At 62.1% G+C, this 22,208-nt stretch carries 14 protein-coding genes; 10 read left to right on the top strand and 4 right to left on the bottom strand.

What is annotated here, in order from left to right:
* Positions 1–356 precede the first annotated feature (356 nt).
* The 6 genes from NTD84_RS07715 (at position 357) to NTD84_RS07685 (ending at position 8,044) form a co-directional block, all read left to right on the top strand.
* Positions 357–1,706 (top strand): MFS transporter, encoded by a 1,350-nt coding sequence (locus NTD84_RS07715; protein ID WP_262164498.1) that lies wholly within the window; start codon positions 357–359, stop codon positions 1,704–1,706.
* A complete protein-coding gene (locus NTD84_RS07710; RefSeq protein ID WP_262164497.1) occupies positions 1,690–2,646 on the top strand; it encodes an amidohydrolase family protein in 957 nt (318 codons plus the stop codon). The genes NTD84_RS07715 and NTD84_RS07710 overlap by 17 nt, the downstream gene beginning before the upstream one ends.
* Positions 2,643–3,647 carry a 4-hydroxythreonine-4-phosphate dehydrogenase PdxA gene (locus NTD84_RS07705; RefSeq protein WP_262164496.1) on the top strand — a complete coding sequence of 335 codons (1,005 nt, stop codon included), beginning with the start codon at positions 2,643–2,645 and terminating at the stop codon, positions 3,645–3,647. Before NTD84_RS07710 ends, NTD84_RS07705 begins: the two co-directional genes overlap by 4 nt.
* A gap of 450 nt (positions 3,648–4,097) precedes the next feature.
* Positions 4,098–5,273 carry an L-rhamnonate dehydratase gene (locus NTD84_RS07695; RefSeq protein ID WP_262164495.1) on the top strand — a complete coding sequence of 392 codons (1,176 nt, stop codon included), beginning with the start codon at positions 4,098–4,100 and terminating at the stop codon, positions 5,271–5,273.
* Positions 5,274–5,324: 51 nt separating this feature from the next.
* On the top strand, positions 5,325–6,320 hold the full coding sequence (gene araD1 / locus NTD84_RS07690) for an AraD1 family protein (RefSeq protein ID WP_262164494.1): 996 nt from the start codon (positions 5,325–5,327) through the stop codon (positions 6,318–6,320).
* A 143-nt stretch (positions 6,321–6,463) separates the two neighbouring features.
* Positions 6,464–8,044, top strand: coding sequence for an aldehyde dehydrogenase (NADP(+)) (locus NTD84_RS07685; protein ID WP_262164493.1), 1,581 nt, complete (start codon positions 6,464–6,466; stop codon positions 8,042–8,044).
* Positions 8,045–8,175: 131 nt separating this feature from the next.
* Here the strand turns inward: NTD84_RS07685 and NTD84_RS07680 are convergent, their stop codons facing one another.
* Both NTD84_RS07680 and NTD84_RS07675 read right to left on the bottom strand, forming a co-directional pair.
* Positions 8,176–9,084: a DMT family transporter gene (locus tag NTD84_RS07680; protein WP_262164492.1), complete on the bottom strand. Its 909-nt coding sequence runs from the start codon at positions 9,082–9,084 to the stop codon at positions 8,176–8,178.
* A gap of 71 nt (positions 9,085–9,155) precedes the next feature.
* Positions 9,156–10,781 carry a methyl-accepting chemotaxis protein gene (locus NTD84_RS07675; protein WP_262164491.1) on the bottom strand — a complete coding sequence of 542 codons (1,626 nt, stop codon included), beginning with the start codon at positions 10,779–10,781 and terminating at the stop codon, positions 9,156–9,158.
* Positions 10,782–11,234: 453 nt separating this feature from the next.
* Here NTD84_RS07675 and aceK point away from each other — a divergent pair, with 453 nt between their 5' ends.
* The 3 genes from aceK (at position 11,235) to NTD84_RS07660 (ending at position 18,498) form a co-directional block, all read left to right on the top strand.
* Complete coding sequence (gene aceK, locus NTD84_RS07670; protein WP_262164490.1) at positions 11,235–12,953, top strand: bifunctional isocitrate dehydrogenase kinase/phosphatase; 1,719 nt, start codon at positions 11,235–11,237, stop codon at positions 12,951–12,953.
* 185 nt (positions 12,954–13,138) lie between these two features.
* Entirely contained in the window at positions 13,139–17,050 is a 3,912-nt protein-coding gene (hrpA, locus tag NTD84_RS07665; protein ID WP_262164489.1) for an ATP-dependent RNA helicase HrpA, read from the top strand.
* A 326-nt stretch (positions 17,051–17,376) separates the two neighbouring features.
* On the top strand, positions 17,377–18,498 hold the full coding sequence (locus tag NTD84_RS07660; protein WP_262164488.1) for a beta-ketoacyl-ACP synthase III: 1,122 nt from the start codon (positions 17,377–17,379) through the stop codon (positions 18,496–18,498).
* 220 nt (positions 18,499–18,718) lie between these two features.
* On the opposite strand, the gene NTD84_RS07655 is transcribed toward NTD84_RS07660, so the two are convergent.
* Entirely contained in the window at positions 18,719–20,035 is a 1,317-nt protein-coding gene (locus tag NTD84_RS07655; protein WP_262164487.1) for a putative porin, read from the bottom strand.
* Positions 20,036–20,318: 283 nt separating this feature from the next.
* Between NTD84_RS07655 and NTD84_RS07650 the strand changes: the two genes are divergently transcribed.
* On the top strand, positions 20,319–21,443 hold the full coding sequence (locus tag NTD84_RS07650; RefSeq protein WP_262164486.1) for a GNAT family N-acetyltransferase: 1,125 nt from the start codon (positions 20,319–20,321) through the stop codon (positions 21,441–21,443).
* A 14-nt stretch (positions 21,444–21,457) separates the two neighbouring features.
* Here NTD84_RS07650 and aqpZ read toward each other — a convergent pair whose 3' ends face one another.
* Positions 21,458–22,153: an aquaporin Z gene (gene aqpZ / locus NTD84_RS07645; protein WP_262164485.1), complete on the bottom strand. Its 696-nt coding sequence runs from the start codon at positions 22,151–22,153 to the stop codon at positions 21,458–21,460.
* Positions 22,154–22,208: the final 55 nt, after the last annotated feature.

The raw sequence follows: 22,208 nt of genomic DNA, 5'->3' as shown, positions 1-22,208 counted from the left end.
TGGGAAAAATCGCGCTGATCGCTAAAGCCTTTGTACCAGAGCGGTTTCACAGCATATTTGATGCGGGTCTAATCGATTGAAAGCGAGGTGAAAGCAGGGCATGCCATAACCCAAGGCTATCGCCGTATTTCAATCTTTGATTAGACGGTTATCACTGAGCCTTTGATAGTGCTCACCAAAGCGGAGTGCCATTCAACCTGTAGGAGCGAGCTCGCTCGCGAGGGTCGCCAACGATGACGCGGGAAGCCTGAAACCCCGCGGAGCCCTGAGCTTCATCGCCAGCATGCTCGCCCCCACAGTTTGAATGGCGTTACGCCTTGATTGCCCCACAAAAATAATAAATCGAGGTACGCACCATGGCTCGTCCCAGTGCTTCCCTGCAGCTACCAGGCGTAGTTGCCCAGCCCGTCGCAGCGGCCACCCCGCTGACCGGCGCCACCAAAGCCAGCCATGTGCGCTGGCGAATCTTCGCGATCATCTTCGCGCTAACCATGGTCAACCTGATCGACCGGGTGTCGCTGTCGATCGCGATGCCGACCATCGCCCATGAATTTTCCCTGTCGCCGAGCATGCAAGGGCTGATCCTCAGCAGCTTCTTCTGGGCGTATGCGCTGTTGCAGATTCCCGGCGGCTGGATGATCGATCGCTTCGGGCCGCACCGGGTGATCAGTTGGTCCACCGGATTGTGGGGCACGTTCCAGGTGATCGCCGCGTTCGCCACCGGCGGCTTGTCATTGCTGTTCGCCCGGGTCGCGCTCGGGGCTGCCGAGGCGCCGTTGTTCCCTTCGGGCGGCAAGCTGATTTCCCTGTGGCTGGCGCCGAACGAACGCAGTCGCGGTGCAGTCTTGATGGACAGCGGCAGCCCGCTGGGCGTGGCGCTCGGCGGACTGATCATCGCCTACCTGATTGCGTCACTCGACTCATGGCGCCTGGCTTTTGTGATCGCCGGGATCGCCACGCTGGTGCTGGCGTGGCTGGCGCGGCGTTACCTGCGTGATGACCCGGCGACACACCCGCAAGTGAATGCCGGGGAACTCGAGAAGATCAACGCCGGGCGCGCCACACCGGCTGCCGAAGCGGCGCGGGTGCCGGTCAAAGGCCTGGGCATCGCCGCGCGTTCCCTGAGCGGCTTGCTGATCGGCCGCGCCAGTTGGGCGATGGTGTATTTCGGCTTGCTGACCTGGGGCCCGAGTTATCTGGCGCAGGCCCGTGGCTTTGATATCAAGGGTATTGGCGCGGCGACCTTCGTGATTTTCGTCTGCGGCGCGCTGGGGTCTTTGACCGGCGGTTTCCTTTGCGACGGGCTGATCCGCAAAGGCGTCAGCCGCGGCATCGCGGTCAAGAGCCTGTTGACGTTTTCCGGCCTGGTGGCCCTCGGCGCGTTCCTGTTGCTGCCGACCCTGAGCAACCCGTTTGCCGCTGTGGCGTTGTTGGCCATGACCGCGTTTTTCCTCATGTGGGGCAGCCTCTACTGGAGCTTCCCGGCGCTGCTGGCAGCACCGGCGCGCGTCGGCCTGATCGGCGGCGTAATGAATATGGCGGGCAGCACCGGTGGCATTGCGGTGCCGATCCTGGTCGGCGTCATCCTGCAGATGGCCGGTGGCTTTGCGCCGGTGCTGGGGTTCTTCGCCGCGTGCTCGGCAGTCTTCGTGTTCGCCACGTTGTTCATCAGCCTCGACGAGGTGCGGCATGACCAAGCTGTATGACGGACCGATCATCGACGCCCATCACCACTTCTGGGATCCGACGATCAATCCCCACCCGTGGCTTGCGCCTGAGGCCAACATTCCGTTTCGCTACGGTGATTACAGCGCGATCAAGCGGCGCTATTTTCCCGACGATTATTTCGCCGATGCCGGTCCGCATCACGTGGTGCAAACGGTGTACATCGAAACCGAATGGGACCCGCAGGATCCGATTGGCGAAACCCGCTTCGTCGAGCAACTGGCCGCCCGTTACGGCGTACCGAATGCGATCGTCGCGCAAGCCTGGCTCGATCACCCGGACGCCCTCGACATGCTCGCCGAGCAAGCCGGTTTCAAGTGCGTGCGCAGCGTGCGCCACAAGCCTGGCGGACCGACCTCGCCCGCGCAGGTCGGCCATGTGCGCAGCCTGATGAGCGATGAGCACTGGCGCCGCAGTTACGCCGCGCTGCAAGGTTTGGGGCTGCATTTCGATTTGCAGACGCCGTGGTGGAACCTCCACGAAGCCGAGCGCCTGGCCCGGGATTTTCCCGGCACCACGCTGATCCTCAACCACGCCGGTTTACCCAGCGACCGCAGCGCCGAAGGCCTGGCCGGTTGGCGTCTGGCGATGGCGCGAGTGGCCGAGTGGCCGAACGTCCAGGTGAAGATTTCCGGCCTGGGCCAGAAAGGCCAGGCGTGGCGCGCCAAGGACAATGCGTGGATCGTGCGCGAAGTGATTGCGATGTTCGGCACCAATCGCGTGATGTTCGCCAGCAACTTCCCGGTGGACAGCCTGTGTGGCTCGTTCGACGACATCTACAGCGGTTTCAAATCCATCGTTGCTGACCTGCCGCGGGCGGATCAGGAGCGACTGTTCTACGGCAACGCCCAGCGGGTCTACCGCTGCGAGCCTTGCGCCATTGACCGTACATGGCCCGAATCCTTGAGGAGTGAAGCATGAACAAGACAACCATCGCCATGGTCCTGGGCGACCCGGCGGGCATCGGCCCGGAACTGATCGCGCGCCTGCTCGGCGAGCCCGACGTGCGCCGTCAGGCCAACGTGATCCTGATTGCCGACGAGGCGGAAATGCGTCGCGGCATGCGCATCGCCGGGACGGAGTTTCCATACCGTCGGGTGGAGTCACTGGAGCAACTGACGTTTACCGATGACACGCCGCTGTTCTATGACTTTCGGGGCGACACGGTCGGTGAATTTGCGCGCAGTGAAGCCAGTGTGATCGGCGGTCGCTACAGCCTCGATACCCTGGAAAAAGCCCTGCGCCTGACCGAGGCCGGCACCACCGATGCCATTCTCTTCGGGCCGTTGAACAAGACCTCGCTGCACATGGCCGGCATGGCGCACAACGATGAGCTGCACTGGTTCGCCGAATTGCTGGATTTCCACGGGCCGTTCTGCGAATTCAACGTGCTCGACAACCTCTGGACCTCGCGGGTGACGTCCCATGTCGCGCTGGCCGAGGTGCCGGGCATGCTCAGCCAGGCGCGTGTGGTGGAGGCGATCCAGCTGATCGACACCGCGCTCAAGCGCAACGGTCTGGAAAAACCGCGCATCGGCGTGTGTGGCTTGAACCCGCATAACGGCGACAACGGCTCGTTCGGCCGCGAGGAGCTGGACATCATCGGTCCCGCGGTTCGCTCGGCGCAGGCGTTGGGTATTGCCGCAGAAGGGCCGTACCCGGGCGACACGATTTTCCTCAAGGTTCAGGGCGACGCCAGCGCCTTCGATGCGGTGGTGACGATGTACCACGACCAGGGACAGATCGCGATCAAGTTGATGGGCTTCTCCCGCGGCGTGACGGTACAGGGCGGTTTGCCGATCCCGATCACCACACCGGCCCACGGCACCGCCTTCGACATCGCCGGGCAAGGCAAGGCCAACGTCGGCGCCATCCGCCAGGCCTTCGAAATCGCCTGCCGCATGGGCGGCAACACCTACTAACACGCAGCCGCCCCCTGTAGGAGCCAGCTTGCTCGCGAAGCGCTGTGTCAGCCGGCACCAATGTCGACTGGCACACCCTCTTCACGGGCAAGCCCACTCCCACAGTATCCGGTGGTGCTGCCCGAATTTTTGATCATTGCAAGACCCGGTGGGAGCGGGCTTGCTCGCGAAGGCGCTGTGCCAAACGGCATCAATGTCGACTGACACGCCCTCTTCGCGAGCAAGCCCGCTCCCACAGTTGTTTTGGGGTGTACCCATAACCTCATCAACGCAGAAATTGCCCCATGCGATCACCTCAGGTTATCGACGGATGCGCATAAGTGATTATCCGCCGCCCCCGGGCGCTGGCTAAAGTCGCTCCATCGAATGCCCGTCACCCGCCCCTCGGACGGCTCGGCGCACACGACTCGAACAACTACAAAAAGCCGTCAGCGCAAGGAATCCGTATTCATGAAAATCAAAGCCATCCGTACCCGCGTTTTCGAGTGGAAAGGCAAAGTCGTTCCCCCTCAGGCGCACTTCTGCACTAACGCCAGCGACATCCTGTTCGAACGCGGCGACGCCATGGGCTCGTTCCGTTTCCACGGCTGGCTGGTGGTGGAAGTCGAGACCGACACCGGCCTCGTCGGCATTGGTAACTGCGCCCTGGCGCCGCGTGTGGCCAAGGAAATCATCGACACCTACCTGGCCCCGATCGCCATCGGCGAAGACCCGTTCGACAACGAATACATCTGGCAGAAAATGTACCGCCAGAGTCACGCCTGGGGCCGCAAAGGCATCGGCATGGCGGCGATCTCGGCGATCGATATCGCGATCTGGGACATCATGGGCAAAGCGGTCAACAAACCGGTGTTCAAACTGCTCGGCGGTCGCACCAAGGAAAAGATCTGGACCTACGCGTCCAAGCTCTATGCCAACGACAACCTCGACCTGTTCCTCGAAGAGGCCCAGGGTTACCTCAACCAGGGCTTTACCGCGCTGAAAATGCGTTTCGGCTACGGCCCGAAAGACGGACCGGCGGGCATGCGCAAGAACATCGAGCAAGTGCGCGCCCTGCGTGAACTGGCCGGCCCGGACATCGACATCATGCTCGAATGCTACATGGGCTGGACCCTGGAATACGCCCGGCGCATGTTGCCGAAACTCGCAGAATTCGAGCCGCGCTGGCTCGAAGAACCGGTGATCGCCGACGACATCGAAGGCTACGTCGAACTGAAAAAAATGGGCATCATGCCGATCTCCGGCGGCGAGCACGAATTCACCTCTTACGGCTTCAAGGACCTGCTGGAACGCCGCGCCGTCGACGTGATCCAGTACGACACCAACCGCGTCGGCGGCATCACCGCTGCGCGCAAGATCAACGCCATGGCCGAAGCCTGGTCGGTGCCGGTGATTCCGCACGCCGGGCAGATGCACAACTATCACCTGACCATGTCCACCACCGCCTCGCCGATGGCCGAGTTCTTCCCGGTGTTCGATGTCGAGGTCGGCAACGAACTCTTCTACTACGTGTTCAAGGGCGAGCCGCAACCGGTCAACGGCTACATCCAGCTCGACGACGACAAGCCTGGTCTGGGCCTGGAAATCTCCGATGAATACCTGAGCGACTTCAACATCATCGAGTGACCTTGAGGTGCCGTCTCGCGGCGGCGCTCTCCCCGACTTATGGAGGCCGACATGCGCCTGATTCAATTCGAAAACACTGCCGGAGAACGCCAGGTCGGCGTGGTCGACGGCTCCCGCGTCCAGGTACTGAACAACACCCGCAGCACCCGTGAACTGGCCCTCGCGGCGATCCGCGCCCAGCACAGCCTGCAAGACGAAGCCGCCCTGCGCGGCAGCGAACCCGGCCCCGATTACGCGCAGCTATTGCAACAGGGTCAGGTCCTGCCGCCGCTGGACCACGAAGACCCGGCCCACTGCCTGATCAGCGGCACCGGCCTGACGCATTTGGGCAGCGCCTCGACGCGAGACAAAATGCATCAGCAGGACGGTGCGGTCGAAGCCGGGATGACTGACACCATGCGCATCTTCAAGTGGGGCCTGGAAGGTGGCAAACCGGCGGCGGGCCAGGTCGGCGCGCAACCGGAATGGTTCTACAAAGGTGACGGCAGCATCGTCGTGCGCCCCGGTGCGGACTTTCCGGTGCCGCCGTTCGCCGAAGATGCCGGTGAAGAGCCGGAGCTCACCGGTCTCTACGTGATCGGCGACGATGGCCAGCCGTATCGCGTCGGTTATGCCCTGGGCAACGAGTTCTCCGACCATGTGATGGAGCGCCGTAATTACCTGTACCTCGCCCATTCGAAACTGCGCTTCTGCGCCTATGGTCCTGAGTTGCGCGTCGGTGAATTACCCCGGCATCTGGCCGGCACCAGCCGCATCATCCGCAACGGCGAAACGCTCTGGGAAAAAGAGTTTCTCAGCGGCGAAGACAACATGTGCCACAGCCTCGCCAACCTCGAATTCCACCACTTCAAGTACGCACAATTTCTGCGGCCCGGCGATGTTCACGTGCATTACTTCGGCACCGCCACGTTGTCTTTTGCCGATGGGGTGAAGACCCAGCCCGGCGATCGCTTCCAGATCAGCCTCGACGCCTTCGGCGCACCGCTGGAAAACGGCATCGGCGAGAGCGCCCAGCCACTGCCCATCGGCCAGATTCGGGCGCTCTAAAAACTGGCGGAACGCTAGACCCTTGTAGGAGCCAGCCTGCTGGCGATAGCGATTTGTCAGGCGAAATTGATGTGGGCTGACCCTACGCCATCGCCAGCAAGCCGGCTCCTACAGGTCCGTGCTAATTGATCAGGAATGACCTCATGACCACGTTACTGGGACACAACTACATCGGCGGCTGGCGCAGTGCCGCCGGCACGCTGCAACTGCAAAGCCTCGACGCGACCACGGGCGAGCCGCTGCCCGGCGGCTTCTTTCAGGCCACCGAAGCCGAAGTGGATGCCGCCGCTCAGGCCGCCGCCGCGGCGTACCCGATCTACCGCAATCTGAGCGCGGAAAAACGCGCCACGTTCCTTGATGCCATTGCCGATGAAATCGATGCGCTGGGCGATGACTTCGTCGCCACCGTGTGCCGGGAAACCGCTTTGCCGGCCGCTCGCATCCAGGGTGAACGCGGACGCACCAGCGGGCAGATGCGTCTGTTCGCCAAGGTGTTGCGGCGCGGCGATTTCTACGGTGCGCGTATTGACCGGGCGCTGCCGGATCGTCAGCCGCTGCCACGGCCGGACCTGCGTCAATACCGCATCGCCATCGGTCCGGTGGCGGTGTTCGGCGCCAGCAACTTTCCGCTGGCGTTCTCCACGGCGGGTGGCGATACCGCTTCGGCCCTGGCCGCCGGTTGCCCGGTGGTGTTCAAGGCGCATAGCGGGCACATGGCGACGGCCGAATGGGTGGCTGACGCGATCATTCGCGCCGCGGATAAAACCGAAATGCCGGCCGGTGTGTTCAACATGATTTATGGCGCAGGTGTCGGCGAGTGGCTGGTCAAGCACCCGGCGATTCAGGCGGTGGGTTTTACCGGCTCGCTCAAGGGCGGCAACGCGCTGAGCCACATGGCCGCGACCCGTCCGCAGCCCATCCCGGTGTTTGCCGAAATGTCGAGCATCAACCCGGTGTTCCTGTTGCCGGAAGCCCTCAGGGTGCGGGGCGAGCAGATCGCTTCGCAACTGGCCGGCTCAGTGACTCTGGGCTGTGGCCAGTTCTGTACCAATCCGGGCCTGGTCATCGGCTTGCGTTCGCCGCAGTTCAGCACCTTCCTCGAAACCTTGTGTGCGAGCATGAACCAGCAACCGGCGCAAACCATGCTCAACGCCGGTGCGTTGGTCAGCTACAGCAAAGGCTTGGCCGAACTGCACGAGCATCCAGGGCTGATGCACCTGGCGGGCCGGCCGCAGCAGGGCAAGCAGGCGCAACCGCAGGTGTTCAAGGCCGATGTCAGCCTGTTGCTCAACGGTGATGAACTGCTTCAGGAAGAGGTGTTCGGGCCGACCACCATCGTCATCGAAGTCGAGGACCGGGCACAGCTCGCGGCCGCGCTGCACGGCTTGCGCGGGCAATTGACGGCGACGTTGATTGGCGAGTCCGACGAGTTGCTGGAATACCGCTGGCTGGCGGAGTCGCTGCAGGAAAAGGTCGGGCGGATCTTGCTTAATGGTTATCCGACCGGGGTCGAGGTCTGCGAGGCGATGGTCCATGGCGGGCCGTATCCGGCGACCTCGGATTCTCGCGGGACGTCGGTGGGGACATTGGCGATCGATCGATTCCTGCGGCCGGTATGCTTCCAGAATTATCCGGATGCGCTGTTGCCCGAGGCGTTGCAAAACGCCAATCCGCTGGGGATTCGGCGGTTGGTGGAGGGAGAGGTGAGTCAGGCGGCGTTGTAGCGCCTGGACCGATGCCTTCGCGGGCAAGCCCGCTCCCACAGGGTTCGGCGTGGTACACAAAATCTGCGTACGACAGCCATCACTGTGGGAGCGGGCTTGCCCGCGAAGGCGCCATGAGCCGCGCTACACATTTACCGGGCCGTCACTTCAACAGACTTCACCACCGCCGGCTTCAACACCAGCCACAACGCCGCCGCAATCAACACCCCGCCATAGATATGCGCCATCGATAACGGCTCATCCAGCAACAACGCGCCCCACAACACCCCGAACGGCGGAATCATGAAGGTCACGGTCATCGATTTCACCGGCCCGATCGAGCTGAGCAAGCGGAAGTAAATAATGTACGCAAACGCCGTGCACCCCAGACCCAGGCCCAGCAACGACAGCCAGACATTCCAGCCGCCCCAGCTCGCCGGCGGCTGGCTGATCACGCTGTACCCGAACAACGGCAGCAGAAACAGCGTCGCCCCGAGCATGCTGCCCAGCGCCGAGAGACGGCTGTCGAGACCGCCGGCCTGATCCAGCCAGCGGCGCGCGAGGAACCCGGCGAAGCCATAGCAAGTGGTGGCGAGCAGGCAGGCGAGGGCGCCCATCAGCAGTTGCAGGTCGAAGGCCACCGGACCGGCTCGGGTCAGGACGCCGACGCCGAACAGTCCGAGAAATACGCCGCCCAGCTTGGCCGCGGTGAGCCGTTCATGGAAAAACAGGCCGCCGATCAGCACGCCCATCAACGGCGTGGTGGCGTTGAAAATCGCCGAGTATCCGGCGGGCAGTACCTGGGCCGCCACGGAATAAAGGGTCGCCGGGATCCCGGAGTTGATCACCCCGAGCAGCATCACGGTTTTCAATTTGCCTTTGAAATCCCAGCTGATGCGCATCATCGCGACAATCACCAGCAACCCGACTGCCGCAATCGACACGCGGAAAAATCCCGTAGGCACGGTGCCGATCACCGGGGCAATGATGCGCATGAACAGAAAGCTCGCGCCCCAGATGGCGGCAAGCGACAACATACGAATGATATCGACAGGGCTCACGGTGCACTCCTTCCTTGATGGGGGCGAGAGTGTTGCCGAGAGCCTTGTCCGTGGCAACCGAAAAACCGACATCAAATGATGAAGCGTGTCACCAGGCCGTTGAGGTCGACGGCCAGCCGCGACAGTTCCTGGCTGGCGGCCGAGGTCTGGGTGGCGCCGGCGGCGGTCTGGGTCGAGAGGTCGCGGATGTTCACCAGGTTCTGGTCGACTTCCCGAGCCACCAGCGCTTGCTGTTCGGCGGCGCTGGCGATGACCAGGTTGCGCTCGTTGATCTGCGAGATCGACGCGGTGATTTTCTCCAGGGCGTTGCCGGCGCTATTGGCCCGGCGCAGGGTCTGGCTCGCCTGCTCGGCACTGTTCTGCAAGGCGCTGACCGTGGCCCCGGTGCCTTGCTGGATAGCGTTGATCATCAATTCGATTTCTTCGGTGGAATTCTGCGTGCGCAGCGCCAGCGAGCGCACTTCATCGGCCACCACGGCGAAGCCGCGTCCGGCTTCACCGGCCCGGGCGGCTTCGATGGCAGCGTTGAGCGCCAACAGATTGGTCTGCCCGGCGATGCCGCGGATCACTTCCAGCACTTTGCTGATGTCCTGCGCCTGAACCGCCAGGCCCTCGGCCTGTTGCGACGCGCCGAGCACTTCGCTGACCAGGCCCTGAATCGAAGCGATGGTTTCGCTGACCTGAATGTGGCCGTGCTTGCTGTCGTCGTTCGATGCCTGGGACGCTTCGGCGCTGGACACCGCGTTGGCAGCCACTTCATCCACCGCGGTACTCATTTCGGTGACGGCGGTGGCGGCCATTTCGATCTGGTCGTTCTGCTGTTGCAGGCCGCGGGTGCTTTCTTCCATCACCGAACTCATCTCCTCGGCGGCGGACGCCAGTTGCCGCGCTGATTCGCTGATGCCGCGAATGGTCGCCTGCAGACTGACCTGCATCTCGGCCAGGGCATCGAGCAACTGCGCGGCTTCGTCCTGGCCCTCACTGACGATCTGGCCGCTGAGGTCACCCGAGGCAATCCGCCGCGCGACGTTCAGCGCCTGGTTGATCGGCGCGGTGATGCTGCGGGTCAGCAGCCAGGCCAACAGCAGGGTGGCGATCAACGCGACCACGATGATCGCGCCGACGATCCATTGCGCACGCTGGTACATCGACGCGGACGCGGCAGTGGCAGCCGCGGCGCCTTGCTGATTGAAACGGATCATCGATTCGAGGGATTTATCCAGCACGCCGCCTTGCGGGGCCAGTTCGTTGTTGAGAAGGGCGTAGGCCTGATCACTCTGGCCGGCGTCGATTCGCGCGATGATCTGGTCGAGGATCGACAGGTATTTGCCGACGTCCGTATTCAGGCTGTCGAGCATGGCCCGTTCCTGGTTGCTGGACAGCAGCGTCTTGTGGTCATTGAGGCGTTTGAGCAATTCCTGGCGTTGGGCACTGAGGAGGCCTTTGCTCTTTTCCCGCACCGCACTTTGGCTGTTGGCGATCAAGCGCAACGATTCCAGGCGGATGGTGGCGATATTGGCCGCGCTGTCGTGGATGCTTTCGATGCTGGGCATCCACGATTCCTCGATGACCACTGCGCTCTCGCGCAGGGTCGCCATCTGACCGAGGCCGAACAGACCGACCAGCACCAGAAGGCTGGCCAGCACGGCAAAACTCAAACTCGCGCGCAAACCGATGCGCAGATTCCTTATAGGCATACAACGTGCTCCTTGGGTGTATTGAGAGGGAGTCCTCGTGTACGAGGATCTTGTTGTCAGGCGAATGAAGTCGGCGTGTATATCAAAGTGCCACTATTTTGGTAAGGCCAATCCCGGCGTGCGTCGCGGGCAAACGAGGGCGGAAGGAGATGCCGGAAGTCACCGGGTTGCCGACGGCCGAATGCCGGAATTGGATCCGAAAGCCAGACGGTCCAAGGGCTGCAGGTAAATCGATTATTTGAAAAAGGCGATGACTCGCAAGGCGGTTTATTGACCGAACAGTCGAATTAAAAAAACTCGAAACATCTGTAACCAAATAAATCCGGCAGAGCCCGCAGAGCAAAGACCCCGCGGCTCCTGCTGGGGGCGTGGCCGCTCCCAAAAATTACGCTTTTCCTGCACCCGGTTCACTGGCTAAGCTCAGGGCTTCCGAATTCCCGCAGAGGTCTCCCCATGCCGCAGCAATGGCCAGCCGCCGACATCGCCCGAATGGTCCTCGATGGCTTTGACGATTACCGCGAGCATTTCCGGCAGATCACCGACGGCGCCCGAGCGCGCTTCGAGCAGGCGCAGTGGCAGGCGACGCAAGTCGCTTCGGCGGCGCGGATCAACCTCTACGAAGAGAAAGTCAGCGAGACGGTCGACCGGCTGCGCATTGCGTTCGACACCGACACGCTGGATGTCAGCTGCTGGCCGCTGGTGAAAAGCGCCTACATCAGCCTGATCGACCTGCGCTTTGATGATGAGCTGTCCGAGACCTGGTACAACTCGATCTTCTGCGGCCTGTTCAGCCATGACCTGATCAGCGACGGCTGCATGTTCATCCACACCACCCGGCCAAGCCTGCGCCGGGCCCGCGCTGCGCAAACCCGCACCTATAAACCCCAGGGCCAGCTGTCCGGCATGCTCGCGAGCATTTTTGCCGACTACCGCTTCAGCGAGGATTACGCCGACCTGCCGGGGGATCTGCGCCGCCTCGAAGCGCAACTGCGCGAGAACCTGCCGGACTGGGTGTGCAAGGACCCGGAGCTGAGCGTCGAGCTGTTCTCCTCGGTGCTCTACCGCAACAAGGGCGCCTACCTGGTGGGCCGGATCTTCACCCAGGACGAACAGTGGCCGCTGGTGATTCCTTTGCTGCACCGCGAAGGGCGGGGCATCCAGATCGATGCGTTGATCACCGATGAAGCCGACGTGTCGATCATCTTCTCGTTCACCCGTTCGTACTTCATGGTGGATGTGCCGGTGCCGGCGGAGTTCATCGGTTTCCTGCGGCGCATCCTGCCGGGCAAGCACATCGCCGAGCTGTACACCTCGATCGGCTTCTACAAACACGGCAAGTCCGAGTTCTACCGGGCGTTGATCAATCACCTGGCCAACACCGACGATCAGTTCATCATGGCCCCCGGCGTGCGCGGGATGGTGATGAGCGTGTTCACCCTGCCGGGTTTCAACACCGTCTTCAAAATCATCAAGGACCGTTTCTCGCCGTCGAAAAACGTCGACCGCGCCACGGTGATCGAGAAGTATCGGCTGGTGAAAAGCGTCGATCGCGTCGGGCGCATGGCCGATACCCAGGAATTCGCCGACTTCCGTTTCCCGTTGGGCAAGTTCGATCCGGCGTGCCTGGAGGAATTGCTCGACGTGGCGCCGTCCACCGTGTCGGTGGAAGGCGACACCGTGCTGATCCGCCACTGCTGGACCGAGCGGCGGATGACACCGTTGAACCTGTACCTGGAAAATGCCAATGACGATCAGGTGCGCGAGGCGCTGGAAGATTATGGCCTGGCGATCAAACAGCTGGCGGCGGCAAACATCTTTCCCGGCGACATGCTCCTGAAAAACTTCGGCGTCACGCGTCACGGGCGGGTGGTGTTTTATGACTACGACGAAATCTGCTTCCTGACCGAAGCCAATTTTCGCCACATCCCGCAACCGCGCACGCCGGAAGACGAGATGGCGTCTGAACCGTGGTATTCGATCGGACCGCTGGATGTGTTCCCGGAAGAATTTCCGCCGTTTCTGTTTGCCGATGCCGGGCAGCGCAAGTTGTTCGATCAATTGCATGGCGAGTTGTACAACGCCGATTACTGGAAAAGCCTGCAGGACGCCATTCGCGCCGGCAAGGTGATCGATGTGTTCCCGTATCGGCGCAAGGGCCTCGATAGCGAGTAGTTCGCTGCGTTTGCTGCGCCATCGATCGCGAGCAGGCTCGCTCTCACATTTGACCGCGACGCCCCGATGTTGTGGTCGCGACAGATCCAGTGTGGGAGCGAGCCTGCTCGCGATCGGCCGCGCAGCGGTCGCAAAATCTGCGACAATCCGCCCCCTGCGCCACTAGACGACTTAATGCGTACCTGATGACTGACGAATCGCCTGCAATCGACAAACTGCTGAAAAACCTCGATCACGCCATGCTTGCCGACCGCCACCGGCTGCGGCGGCAGTTGCTTGAGCTGCGCAAGAAACCCGACGAGGCCAAGCTGGCCCAATGGGTAACGCGCATGCAGGCGTCCTGCGATCAGGTGCTGGCGCGGCGTGCCAGCCTGCCGGTGATCCGCTATGACGACAGCCTGCCGATCGCCGCCAAGCGCGACGAAATCAAGGAGGCGCTGCTCAAGCATCAGGTGCTGATCATCGCCGGCGAAACCGGCTCGGGCAAAACCACCCAGTTGCCGAAAATCTGCCTGGAAATCGGTCGCGGCCAACATGGCCTGATCGGCCACACCCAGCCGCGTCGAATCGCCGCGCGCAGCGTTGCCAGCCGGGTCGCCGAAGAACTGGCCACGCCGTTGGGCGCGCTGGTCGGCTATCAGGTGCGGTTCGAGGACCAGAGCGATTCCAACACCCTGATCAAACTGATGACTGACGGCATCCTGCTGGCGGAAACCCAGAACGACCGCTACCTCGAACGCTACGACACGATCATCGTCGACGAAGCCCACGAACGCAGTCTCAACATCGACTTCCTGCTCGGCTACCTGAAAACCCTGCTGCCCCGGCGCCCGGACCTGAAAGTCATCATTACCTCGGCGACCATCGACCTGGAGCGCTTCTCCAGGCATTTCGATGACGCGCCGATTGTCGAAGTCTCCGGCCGCACCTTCCCGGTGGACACCTGGTATCGCCCGCTGACCCTGGAGCAGGACGAAGAGGGCAACCGTGTCGAGGATGACCTGACCGTGGATCAGGCGATCCTCGCCACCCTCGACGAAATCGCCGCGTTCGAACGCAGCGAGCGCAAGAGCCCGGGCGACGTGCTGGTGTTCCTGCCCGGCGAGCGCGAGATCCGCGACGCCGCCGACATGCTGCGCAAGGCCCAGCTCAAGCACACCGAAATTCTGCCGTTGTACGCGCGGCTCTCGCCGGCCGAGCAGCAGCGGATATTCCAGTCGCACCCGGGCCGTCGCGTGGTGCTGGCGACCAACGTCGCGGAAACCTCGCTGACCGTGCCGGGCATTCGTTACGTGATCGACAGCGGCACCGCGCGCATCAGCCGCTACAGTTACCGCGCCAAGGTCCAGCGCCTGCCCATCGAAGCGATTTCCCAGGCCAGCGCCAACCAGCGTAAAGGTCGTTGCGGGCGGGTCGAGCCGGGCATCTGTGTACGGCTGTTCAGCGAAGAGGATTTCCTCGGTCGTCCGGAATTCACCGACCCGGAAATCCTCCGTACCAACCTCGCGGCGGTCATTCTGCAGATGCTGCATTTGCGTCTCGGCGAGATCACCGATTTCCCGTTCATCGAGCCGCCGGATGGCAAGGCCATCAGCGATGGTTTCAACCTGCTGCAAGAACTCTCGGCGGTGGACCGCAACAGCCAGCTGACGCCGCTAGGTCGCCAGTTGGCGCGTTTGCCGGTGGACCCGCGCATGGGGCGCATGTTGCTGGAGGCGGCGAAACTCGGCAGCTTGCAGGAAGTGCTGATCGTCGCCAGCGCCATGTCGATCCAGGACCCGCGCGAACGTCCGCCGGAGCGTCAGCAAGCGGCGGATCAGGCGCACGCGCAATGGAAAGACGTGGACTCTGACTTCGCCGGGCTGGTCAATCTGTGGCGCGGTTTCGAAGAGCAACGCCAGGCGCTGACGGCGAGCCCGCTGCGCAACTGGTGTCGCAAGCATTTCCTGAATTACCTGCGCCTGCGCGAGTGGCGCGACTCTCATCGGCAGTTGAGCCTGATCTGCCGCGACATGCAGTTGAGCCTGAACAAAGAGCCGGCGGATTACCCGAAACTGCACAAAGCCGTGCTCTCGGGCCTGCTCAGCCAGATCGGGCAGAAAACCGAAGACGGCGATTACCTCGGCGCCCGTCAGCGCCGCTTCTGGATTCACCCGTCCTCGGGCCTCGGCAAAAAGCGTCCGCAATGGCTGATGACCGCCGAACTGGTGGAAACCACCAAGCTGTATGCGCGTATGGTCGCCAAGATCGATGCCGACTGGATCGAGCCGCTGGCCGGGCACCTGATCAAGAAAAACCACTTCGAGCCCCATTGGGAGAAGAAGCGCGGTCAGGTCGTCGCGTTCGAGCAGATCACGTTGTTCGGGCTGATCATCGTCGGCCGCCGTCCGGTGCATTACGGGCCGGTCGATCCGGTGGTCTCCCGCGAGTTGTTCATTCGCGAAGGCCTGGTGCGTGGCGAGATCCAGTCCAGGGCCCGATGCCTGACGGCCAACCAACAGCTGCTGGAACAACTCGACGAGCTGGAGGCCAAGGCCCGGCGGCGCGACATCCTGGCCGACGAAGAAACCCTGTTCGCTTTCTACGACGCGCGGTTGCCGGCGGAGATCCACCAGACCGCGACCTTCGACAGCTGGTACCGGGTCAACAGTCAGAAAGATCCACAGCTGCTGATCATGCGCGAAGAAGACGTGCTGGCCCGCGAGGCCAGTGAAGTCACCGCCTTGCATTACCCGGACACCTTGCACATTGGCGATCTGGAGCTGGCGCTCAGTTATCACTTCGAACCGAACCATCCGCGCGACGGCGTGACCCTGCGCGTGCCGGCGCCGCTGTTGCCGATGCTGCCACCGGAACGCCTGGAATGGCTGGTGCCCGGTGTGATCGAGGCCAAGTGCATTGCACTGGTACGCAACCTGCCGAAGGCGCTGCGCAAGAACTTCGTGCCGGTGCCGGACTTCGTCAAGGCGGCGTTGCAACGCATGACCTTTGCCGAGGGCTCGTTGCCTCAGGCGCTGGGTCGCGAACTGCTGCGCATGACCGGCGCGCGGGTCAGCGACGAAGCCTGGGCCGAAGCGGCGCAGCAGGTCGAAAGCCATCTGCGCATGAACCTGGAAATCGTCGATGGCCAGGGCAAGTTCCTCGGCGAAGGGCGCGACCTGGCGGAACTGACCGCGAAATTCGCCGAGGCGAGCCAGGCGGCACTGGCGGTGCCGCAGACCGCGAAAAGCCAGCAGCCGGTCGAGGCGAAAGTCTTCGCGGCGGTGGCGGAAAAGACCCAACAGAAGATCGCCGGGTTGTCGATGACGGTCTATCCGGCGCTGGTGGAGGAGGCCGGCACGGTCAAGGAAGGGCGCTTCTCGACGCCGGCCGAAGCCGAGTTCCAGCATCGCCGCGCCTTGCAGCGCTTGCTGATGCAGCAACTGGCGGAACCGGCGAAGTTCCTGCGCGGCAAGCTGCCGGGCCTGACCGAGCTGGGCCTGATGTACCGCGACATGGGGCGGGTCGACAGCCTGGTGGAAGACATTCTGCTGGCCAGTCTCGACAGCTGCATTCTCGACGGCGAGGATCCGCTGCCGCGTGACGGTGCCGGGCTGGCGGCGTTGGCCGAGCGTAAACGGGGCGGCTGGACCGAGCACGCCGAGCGTCTGGCGAAGCTGACCCTGGAAATTCTCAAGCTCTGGCACGGCCTGCAAAAACGCTTCAAGGGCAAGATCGACCTGGCGCAAGCCGTGGCCCTGAACGACATCAAGCAGCAGCTCAGTCATCTGGTGTACCCGGGGTTTGTCCGCGAAACGCCGATGCAATGGCTCAAGGAGCTGCCGCGTTACCTGAAGGCGGTCGAGCAACGTTTCGAGAAAATAGGCGCGCAAGTGCAGCGGGATCGGGTCTGGAGCGGCGAATTGTCTGGTCTCTGGGCTCAGTACCAGGCACGCGCCAGCAAGCATGCCCAGGAAGGCAAGCGCGATCCGCAGCTCGAGCTGTACCGCTGGTGGCTGGAGGAATACCGGGTGTCGCTGTTTGCCCAGCAGTTGGGTACCAAAGTGCCGATTTCCGACAAGCGCCTGAGCAAGCAGTGGAGCCAGGTCGAGCCATAAGGCGTTGGGCTTGCACAATCCTCTGGGAGCGGGCTTGCTCGCGAAAGCGCCAGGTCAGCCAACATTGATATTGAGTCTGACGGCGTCTTCGCGAGCAAGCCCGCTCCAACAGGAGGACGTCGTTGTGATTGCAAAAGGCGCCAAACCCCGGCGTTTATGGCAAACTTCGCGACCATAAATGCCGGTTTTGCGACCCAGAGCCTTCGCTCGGGCCGGATCTCGGAATAAAGCGATGCCAGGTTTGCTTCCTCTGACGGGAACAGACCCTTTGTGTGTTGGTACGTCGGTGCCAATGCTTTCTGCCTGAACAGATTAGAGAAACGACCATGCATAACGTCGTCATCAGCGGCACCGGCCTGTACACCCCGGCCAACAGCATTTCCAACGAAGAGCTGGTGCAGTCTTTCAATGCTTACGTCGCGCTTTTCAACGCCGACAACGCCGATGCCATCGCCCGTGGCGAAGTCGAAGCGTTGACCGAGTCCAGCGCGGCGTTTATCGAAAAAGCTTCCGGCATCAAAAGTCGCTTCGTCATGGACAAGGACGGCATCCTTGATCCGCAACGCATGGCGCCACGCCTACCGGAGCGTTCCAACGACGAATGGTCGGTCCTCTGCCAGATGGCCATCGGCGCCGCCGAGCAAGCCTTGCAGCGCGCCGGCAAAACCGCCGCTGACATCGACGGCGTGATCGTCGCCTGCTCCAACCTGCAACGCGCCTACCCGGCCATTGCCATCGAAGTCCAGGAAGCGCTGGGCATCCAGGGTTTCGGGTTCGACATGAACGTGGCCTGCTCCTCGGCCACCTTTGGCATCCAGGCCGCCGCCAACAGCGTGCAACTGGGCCAGGCCCGGGCGATCCTGATGGTCAACCCGGAAGTCTGCACCGGTCACCTGAACTTCCGCGACCGCGACAGCCACTTCATCTTCGGCGACGCGGCGACCGCGGTGATCATCGAGCGCGCTGATCTGGCAACCTCGCAGCATCAATTCGACGTGGTGAGCACCAAACTGCTGACCAAGTTCTCCAACAATATCCGCAACAACTTCGGCTTCCTCAACCGCGCCGCGGAAGAGGGCATCGGTGCCAAGGACAAACTGTTCGTGCAGGAAGGCCGCAAGGTGTTCCGTGATGTCTGCCCGATGGTGGCCGAGCTGATTGCCAAGCACCTGGAAGAAAACCAGCTCAACGTCAGCGACGTGAAGCGCTTCTGGCTGCACCAGGCCAACCTCAGCATGAACCACCTGATCGTGAAGAAGTTGCTGGGCCGTGAAGCGACCGAGCAGGAAGCGCCGGTGATTCTCGACACTTATGCCAACACCAGTTCCGCCGGTTCGGTGATTGCGTTTCACAAGAACCAGGATGACCTGGCGGCCGGCTCGCTGGCGGTGCTCAGTTCGTTCGGCGCGGGTTATTCGATTGGTAGCGTGATTCTGCGCAAGCGCTGAAATGGTAGGAGCGAGCTTGCTCGCGAGGGTCGTCAACGATGACGCTGGGAACCTGACACTCCGCGGCGTTCTCGAAACCATCGCGAGCAAGCTCGCTCAGGTTTTAACAGGCGCAAAAAAACTCGCGCTGCCGTATCGGACGGATGATGGGGACCGATACGGCAACGCGAGTTTATGAGGACAACTCAGGCGTCCTTGCCCGAGTCTTATGGCGGCTGAATCAGAACTTGGCTTCAGCATCCAGTTGCAGGGTGTTGATCTTCGAGTCCCGCAGGGTGGCGTTGGTGTAGTCGGACTTCGCCATGAAGTACGTCGCGCCGAGGGCGAAGTTCTTGTCCAGCTCGTAGTTCACTTTCAGCTTGCTACCGCGCGAACCGGTGAAACCGTTGGCAAAGTCGGAGTCGGTGAAGGCACCGACCACGGCGTTACGCTGCACGTCGCGGTAGTTGTAGTCCACGCCGAAGCCGTAGAACTTGGTCTTCACGCCGGCCAGCCAGCCAGTGTCCTGGTCGTTGCTGGCATCTTTGTTGTTGACGATCTGACCGTACAACGACAGGGGCACCGGCAGGCCGCCGATGTCGAGCTGACCAAAGCCTTCGTACAATTTGAACTGTTCGTTCGGGGTGTTGCCGTTGGTGGCCAGTACCGATGGGATGCTGGTGCCGCCCGCGGTGATGTCGTCGTCGTTGTCGTAGCCGTAGATGCTGCCACCCAGGGTCAGTTTCAGGTTGTCGGTAATCGCGAAGCGCGCGCCCAACTGGCCGGCGTACAGGCGCAGGTCGTGCTTGAACTGCACGCCGTCGCCATCGACGTTGTCCTTGAGGGTGTAGTGGCCGGCGCTACCGAACAGTTCGGCGGTGGAACCCAGCGGGTATTTATAGGACAGGGACAGACCTTCCGGGTTGATGTCGCTATCCCAGATGATGTCGCCCATGCTCACCCATTGCTGGGGCATCTTGCCGCCAACGATGTGCAGGTTCTTGGCGAAGTCAGGGTGGTAGTCGACGTAACCCTGGTCCAGCCAGATCGACTTCTTGTCGAAGTAGTTGTCCAGACTCTGGTTGGTGGAACGCGCGTCGTCGTTGTTACCGGTGGCGATACGGATACCGGTGTCGACTTGCGGGTTGATCTCGGTGTAGGCACCCAGACGGGCACGAACGCGCTGACGATCCTGGTCGCGGTTGTTCGAAACACCGTCGTTCTTGACCGTTTCCTGACGGAAACGCACGTCACCCTTGAACTGGGTCTTGGCAGCCCACGCCAGTTTCTGGTCGAAGGTGCTCAGTTCGTTGGTTTTCTTCGCCGTCGCCGCGATCTGCTCATTGGTCTCTTGCTGAGCTTGACGGGCGATTTGCTGGTCTTTCTGATCCCGTGCCAGTTCGGCTTGCAGTTCGCTGTACTGCGCGTTGGTAATCGAACCGTTAGCCTTCAGCATGTCGAGCAGTTTGGCGTCGACTGCGGCGCTGGCCGGTACACTCATGGCCAGCAGCAGGCCGCCACACAGGGCCGCCGCAGTTTTCGTGGAAGCAAGACGCATATCAATCTCCGAAGATGAGAGAGGATGACTGAGCCATCCCAGGACACAACCGACCATTGATGGACGGAAAACAGTGGCCGGGCTAGAACCCGACGCTCTAAAAACTGGCGCCAGTATCGCGATGGTTTATGACAAAGCAGTGGCAATGTGATGGCGTCTCGATGACGGTTCGGAGCGCGAGTGAACTTTTTATCCGCAGGTCTGTCGGCGGATCGCGAGGTGTGGAAAGGACGGCGATAAGCGATACTCGCAGGGCTTTACGCCGCGAAGTGGAGAGAAGGTGATGCCGTTGCAACGTCTGGAAAAGCTGTCTGATATCGAACCGCGAAGCTGGGATGCCCTGGTGCCGGAGTGTCAGCCGTTTCTACGCCATGCTTTTCTCAGCGCTCTGGAGGACAGCGGCAGCGTCGGCCCGCATTCCGGGTGGCAGCCCGAGCATTTGTTGCACATGGAAGGTGGCCGCTTGATCGCCGCGCTGCCCAGTTACCGCAAGTGGCATTCCTACGGCGAGTACGTGTTCGATCATGCCTGGGCCGATGCTTGCGAACGCGCCGGCATCGACTATTACCCCAAGCTGCTGACTGCCGTGCCGTTCAGCCCGGTCAGCGGGCCGCGTTTGCTGGCGGCCACGGTCGAAGACGGCTTTGAGCTGCTGAAGAGCTTGCCGGGCTACCTTGAGATCGAAGAGCTCTCCAGCGCGCACATCAATTTCACCGACCCGTTCACAGACGCGGCACTGGCCGAGCAACCCGGCTGGCTGCAACGCATCGGCTGTCAGTACCACTGGCAGAATCGCGGATATCGGGACTTCCAGGACTTTCTCGACGTCCTCAGTTCGCGCAAGCGCAAGCAGATGCGCAAAGAGCGTGAGCAAGTCGCGGGGCAGGGCTTCGAATTTGAATGGCTGGAAGGCCGGCAACTGGATCAGGCGCAGTGGGATTTCGTCTATGCCTGTTACGCCAACACTTATGCGGTGCGCCGGCAACGACCTTACCTGACGCGGGAATTTTTCAGCCTGTTGGCCGAACGCATGCCGGAATCCATTCGCGTGGTGCTGGCCAGGCAGGGCTCACGGCCGGTGGCCATGGCGTTCAGCCTCGTCGGCGGCGACAGTTTTTATGGTCGTTACTGGGGCTGTCTGGCGGAGTTCGACCGCCTGCATTTCGAGACGTGTTTCTATCAAGGCATGGACTACGCGATCGCCAACGGCTTTCAGCGTTTCGATGCCGGCGCCCAGGGCGAGCACAAATTGATTCGCGGGTTTGAACCGGTGATCACCCATTCCTGGCACTACCTGCGCCATCCCGGCCTGAAAGCCGCGGTGAAGGATTTCCTGGCGCAAGAGCGCCTCGGCGTGCTGGCGTATGCCGAGGAAGCGAGGACCGCCTTGCCTTATCGACAAGGCTGATCCTCGTTTCCGGCTTACGTACCTTCCTTGCCCAGCCATCGATACGTCACGCCCCCGACCACCGCGCCCAGCAGCGGCGCGACCCAGAACATCCACAACTGCGCGATGGCCCAGCCGCCGACAATCAGCGCCGGGCCGGTACTACGGGCCGGGTTGACCGAGGTGTTGGTGACGGGGATCGAGATCAAGTGGATCAGCGTCAGGGCCAGACCGATGGCGATCGGTGCCAGCCCGGCCGGTGCGCGTTTATCGGTGGCGCCGAGGATGATCAGCACGAACATCGCCGTCATCACCAGCTCACAGACAAAGCCGGCGGCCATCGAGTATTTACCGGGTGAGTGTTCGCCATAGCCATTGGAGGCAAGGCCGGCAGAGAGGTCGAAACCTTCCTTGCCGCTCGCGATGTAGTAGATCAACGCGGCGGCGATAATGGCGCCGATCACCTGGGCGATGATGTAGGCGGGCAGTTCCCTGGCGGGGAACCGGCCTCCCACCGTCAGACCGACCGAGACAGCAGGGTTCAGATGGCAGCCGGAGATATGGCCAATGGCGAACGCCATGGTCAGCACCGTCAGACCAAACGCCAGGGCCACGCCAAGCACCCCGATTCCCAGCGGAGACGACGCGGCCAGGACCGCACTGCCGCAACCCCCCAACACCAGCCAGAACGTACCTAACAACTCAGTGACTGAACGTTTGAACAGAGACATGAGAGCGTCCTTGATAGGTTTCCTATCGAGACTGTATCGAGTTATGCATCCTGCA

The sequence above is a fragment of the Pseudomonas sp. 14P_8.1_Bac3 genome (genome assembly GCF_025466085.1).
GTDB lineage: Bacteria > Pseudomonadota > Gammaproteobacteria > Pseudomonadales > Pseudomonadaceae > Aquipseudomonas.
The sequence above is the reverse complement of the archived record's forward strand: the minus strand, read 5'-3'. Positions and strand labels throughout refer to the sequence as shown.

What these genes read in the sequence shown, in the direction of transcription:
- aqpZ (WP_262164485.1), bottom strand. Translation starts at nt 22,153, where the DNA reads ATGTCTCTGTTCAAACGTTCAGTCACTGAGTTGTTAGGTACGTTCTGG.
- aceK (WP_262164490.1), top strand. Translation starts at nt 11,235, where the DNA reads ATGCCGCAGCAATGGCCAGCCGCCGACATCGCCCGAATGGTCCTCGAT.
- araD1 (WP_262164494.1), top strand. Translation starts at nt 5,325, where the DNA reads ATGCGCCTGATTCAATTCGAAAACACTGCCGGAGAACGCCAGGTCGGC.
- NTD84_RS07675 (WP_262164491.1), bottom strand. Translation starts at nt 10,781, where the DNA reads ATGCCTATAAGGAATCTGCGCATCGGTTTGCGCGCGAGTTTGAGTTTT.
- NTD84_RS07695 (WP_262164495.1), top strand. Translation starts at nt 4,098, where the DNA reads ATGAAAATCAAAGCCATCCGTACCCGCGTTTTCGAGTGGAAAGGCAAA.
- hrpA (WP_262164489.1), top strand. Translation starts at nt 13,139, where the DNA reads ATGACTGACGAATCGCCTGCAATCGACAAACTGCTGAAAAACCTCGAT.
- NTD84_RS07655 (WP_262164487.1), bottom strand. Translation starts at nt 20,035, where the DNA reads ATGCGTCTTGCTTCCACGAAAACTGCGGCGGCCCTGTGTGGCGGCCTG.
- NTD84_RS07715 (WP_262164498.1), top strand. Translation starts at nt 357, where the DNA reads ATGGCTCGTCCCAGTGCTTCCCTGCAGCTACCAGGCGTAGTTGCCCAG.
- NTD84_RS07685 (WP_262164493.1), top strand. Translation starts at nt 6,464, where the DNA reads ATGACCACGTTACTGGGACACAACTACATCGGCGGCTGGCGCAGTGCC.
- NTD84_RS07650 (WP_262164486.1), top strand. Translation starts at nt 20,319, where the DNA reads ATGCCGTTGCAACGTCTGGAAAAGCTGTCTGATATCGAACCGCGAAGC.
- NTD84_RS07705 (WP_262164496.1), top strand. Translation starts at nt 2,643, where the DNA reads ATGAACAAGACAACCATCGCCATGGTCCTGGGCGACCCGGCGGGCATC.
- NTD84_RS07710 (WP_262164497.1), top strand. Translation starts at nt 1,690, where the DNA reads ATGACCAAGCTGTATGACGGACCGATCATCGACGCCCATCACCACTTC.
- NTD84_RS07660 (WP_262164488.1), top strand. Translation starts at nt 17,377, where the DNA reads ATGCATAACGTCGTCATCAGCGGCACCGGCCTGTACACCCCGGCCAAC.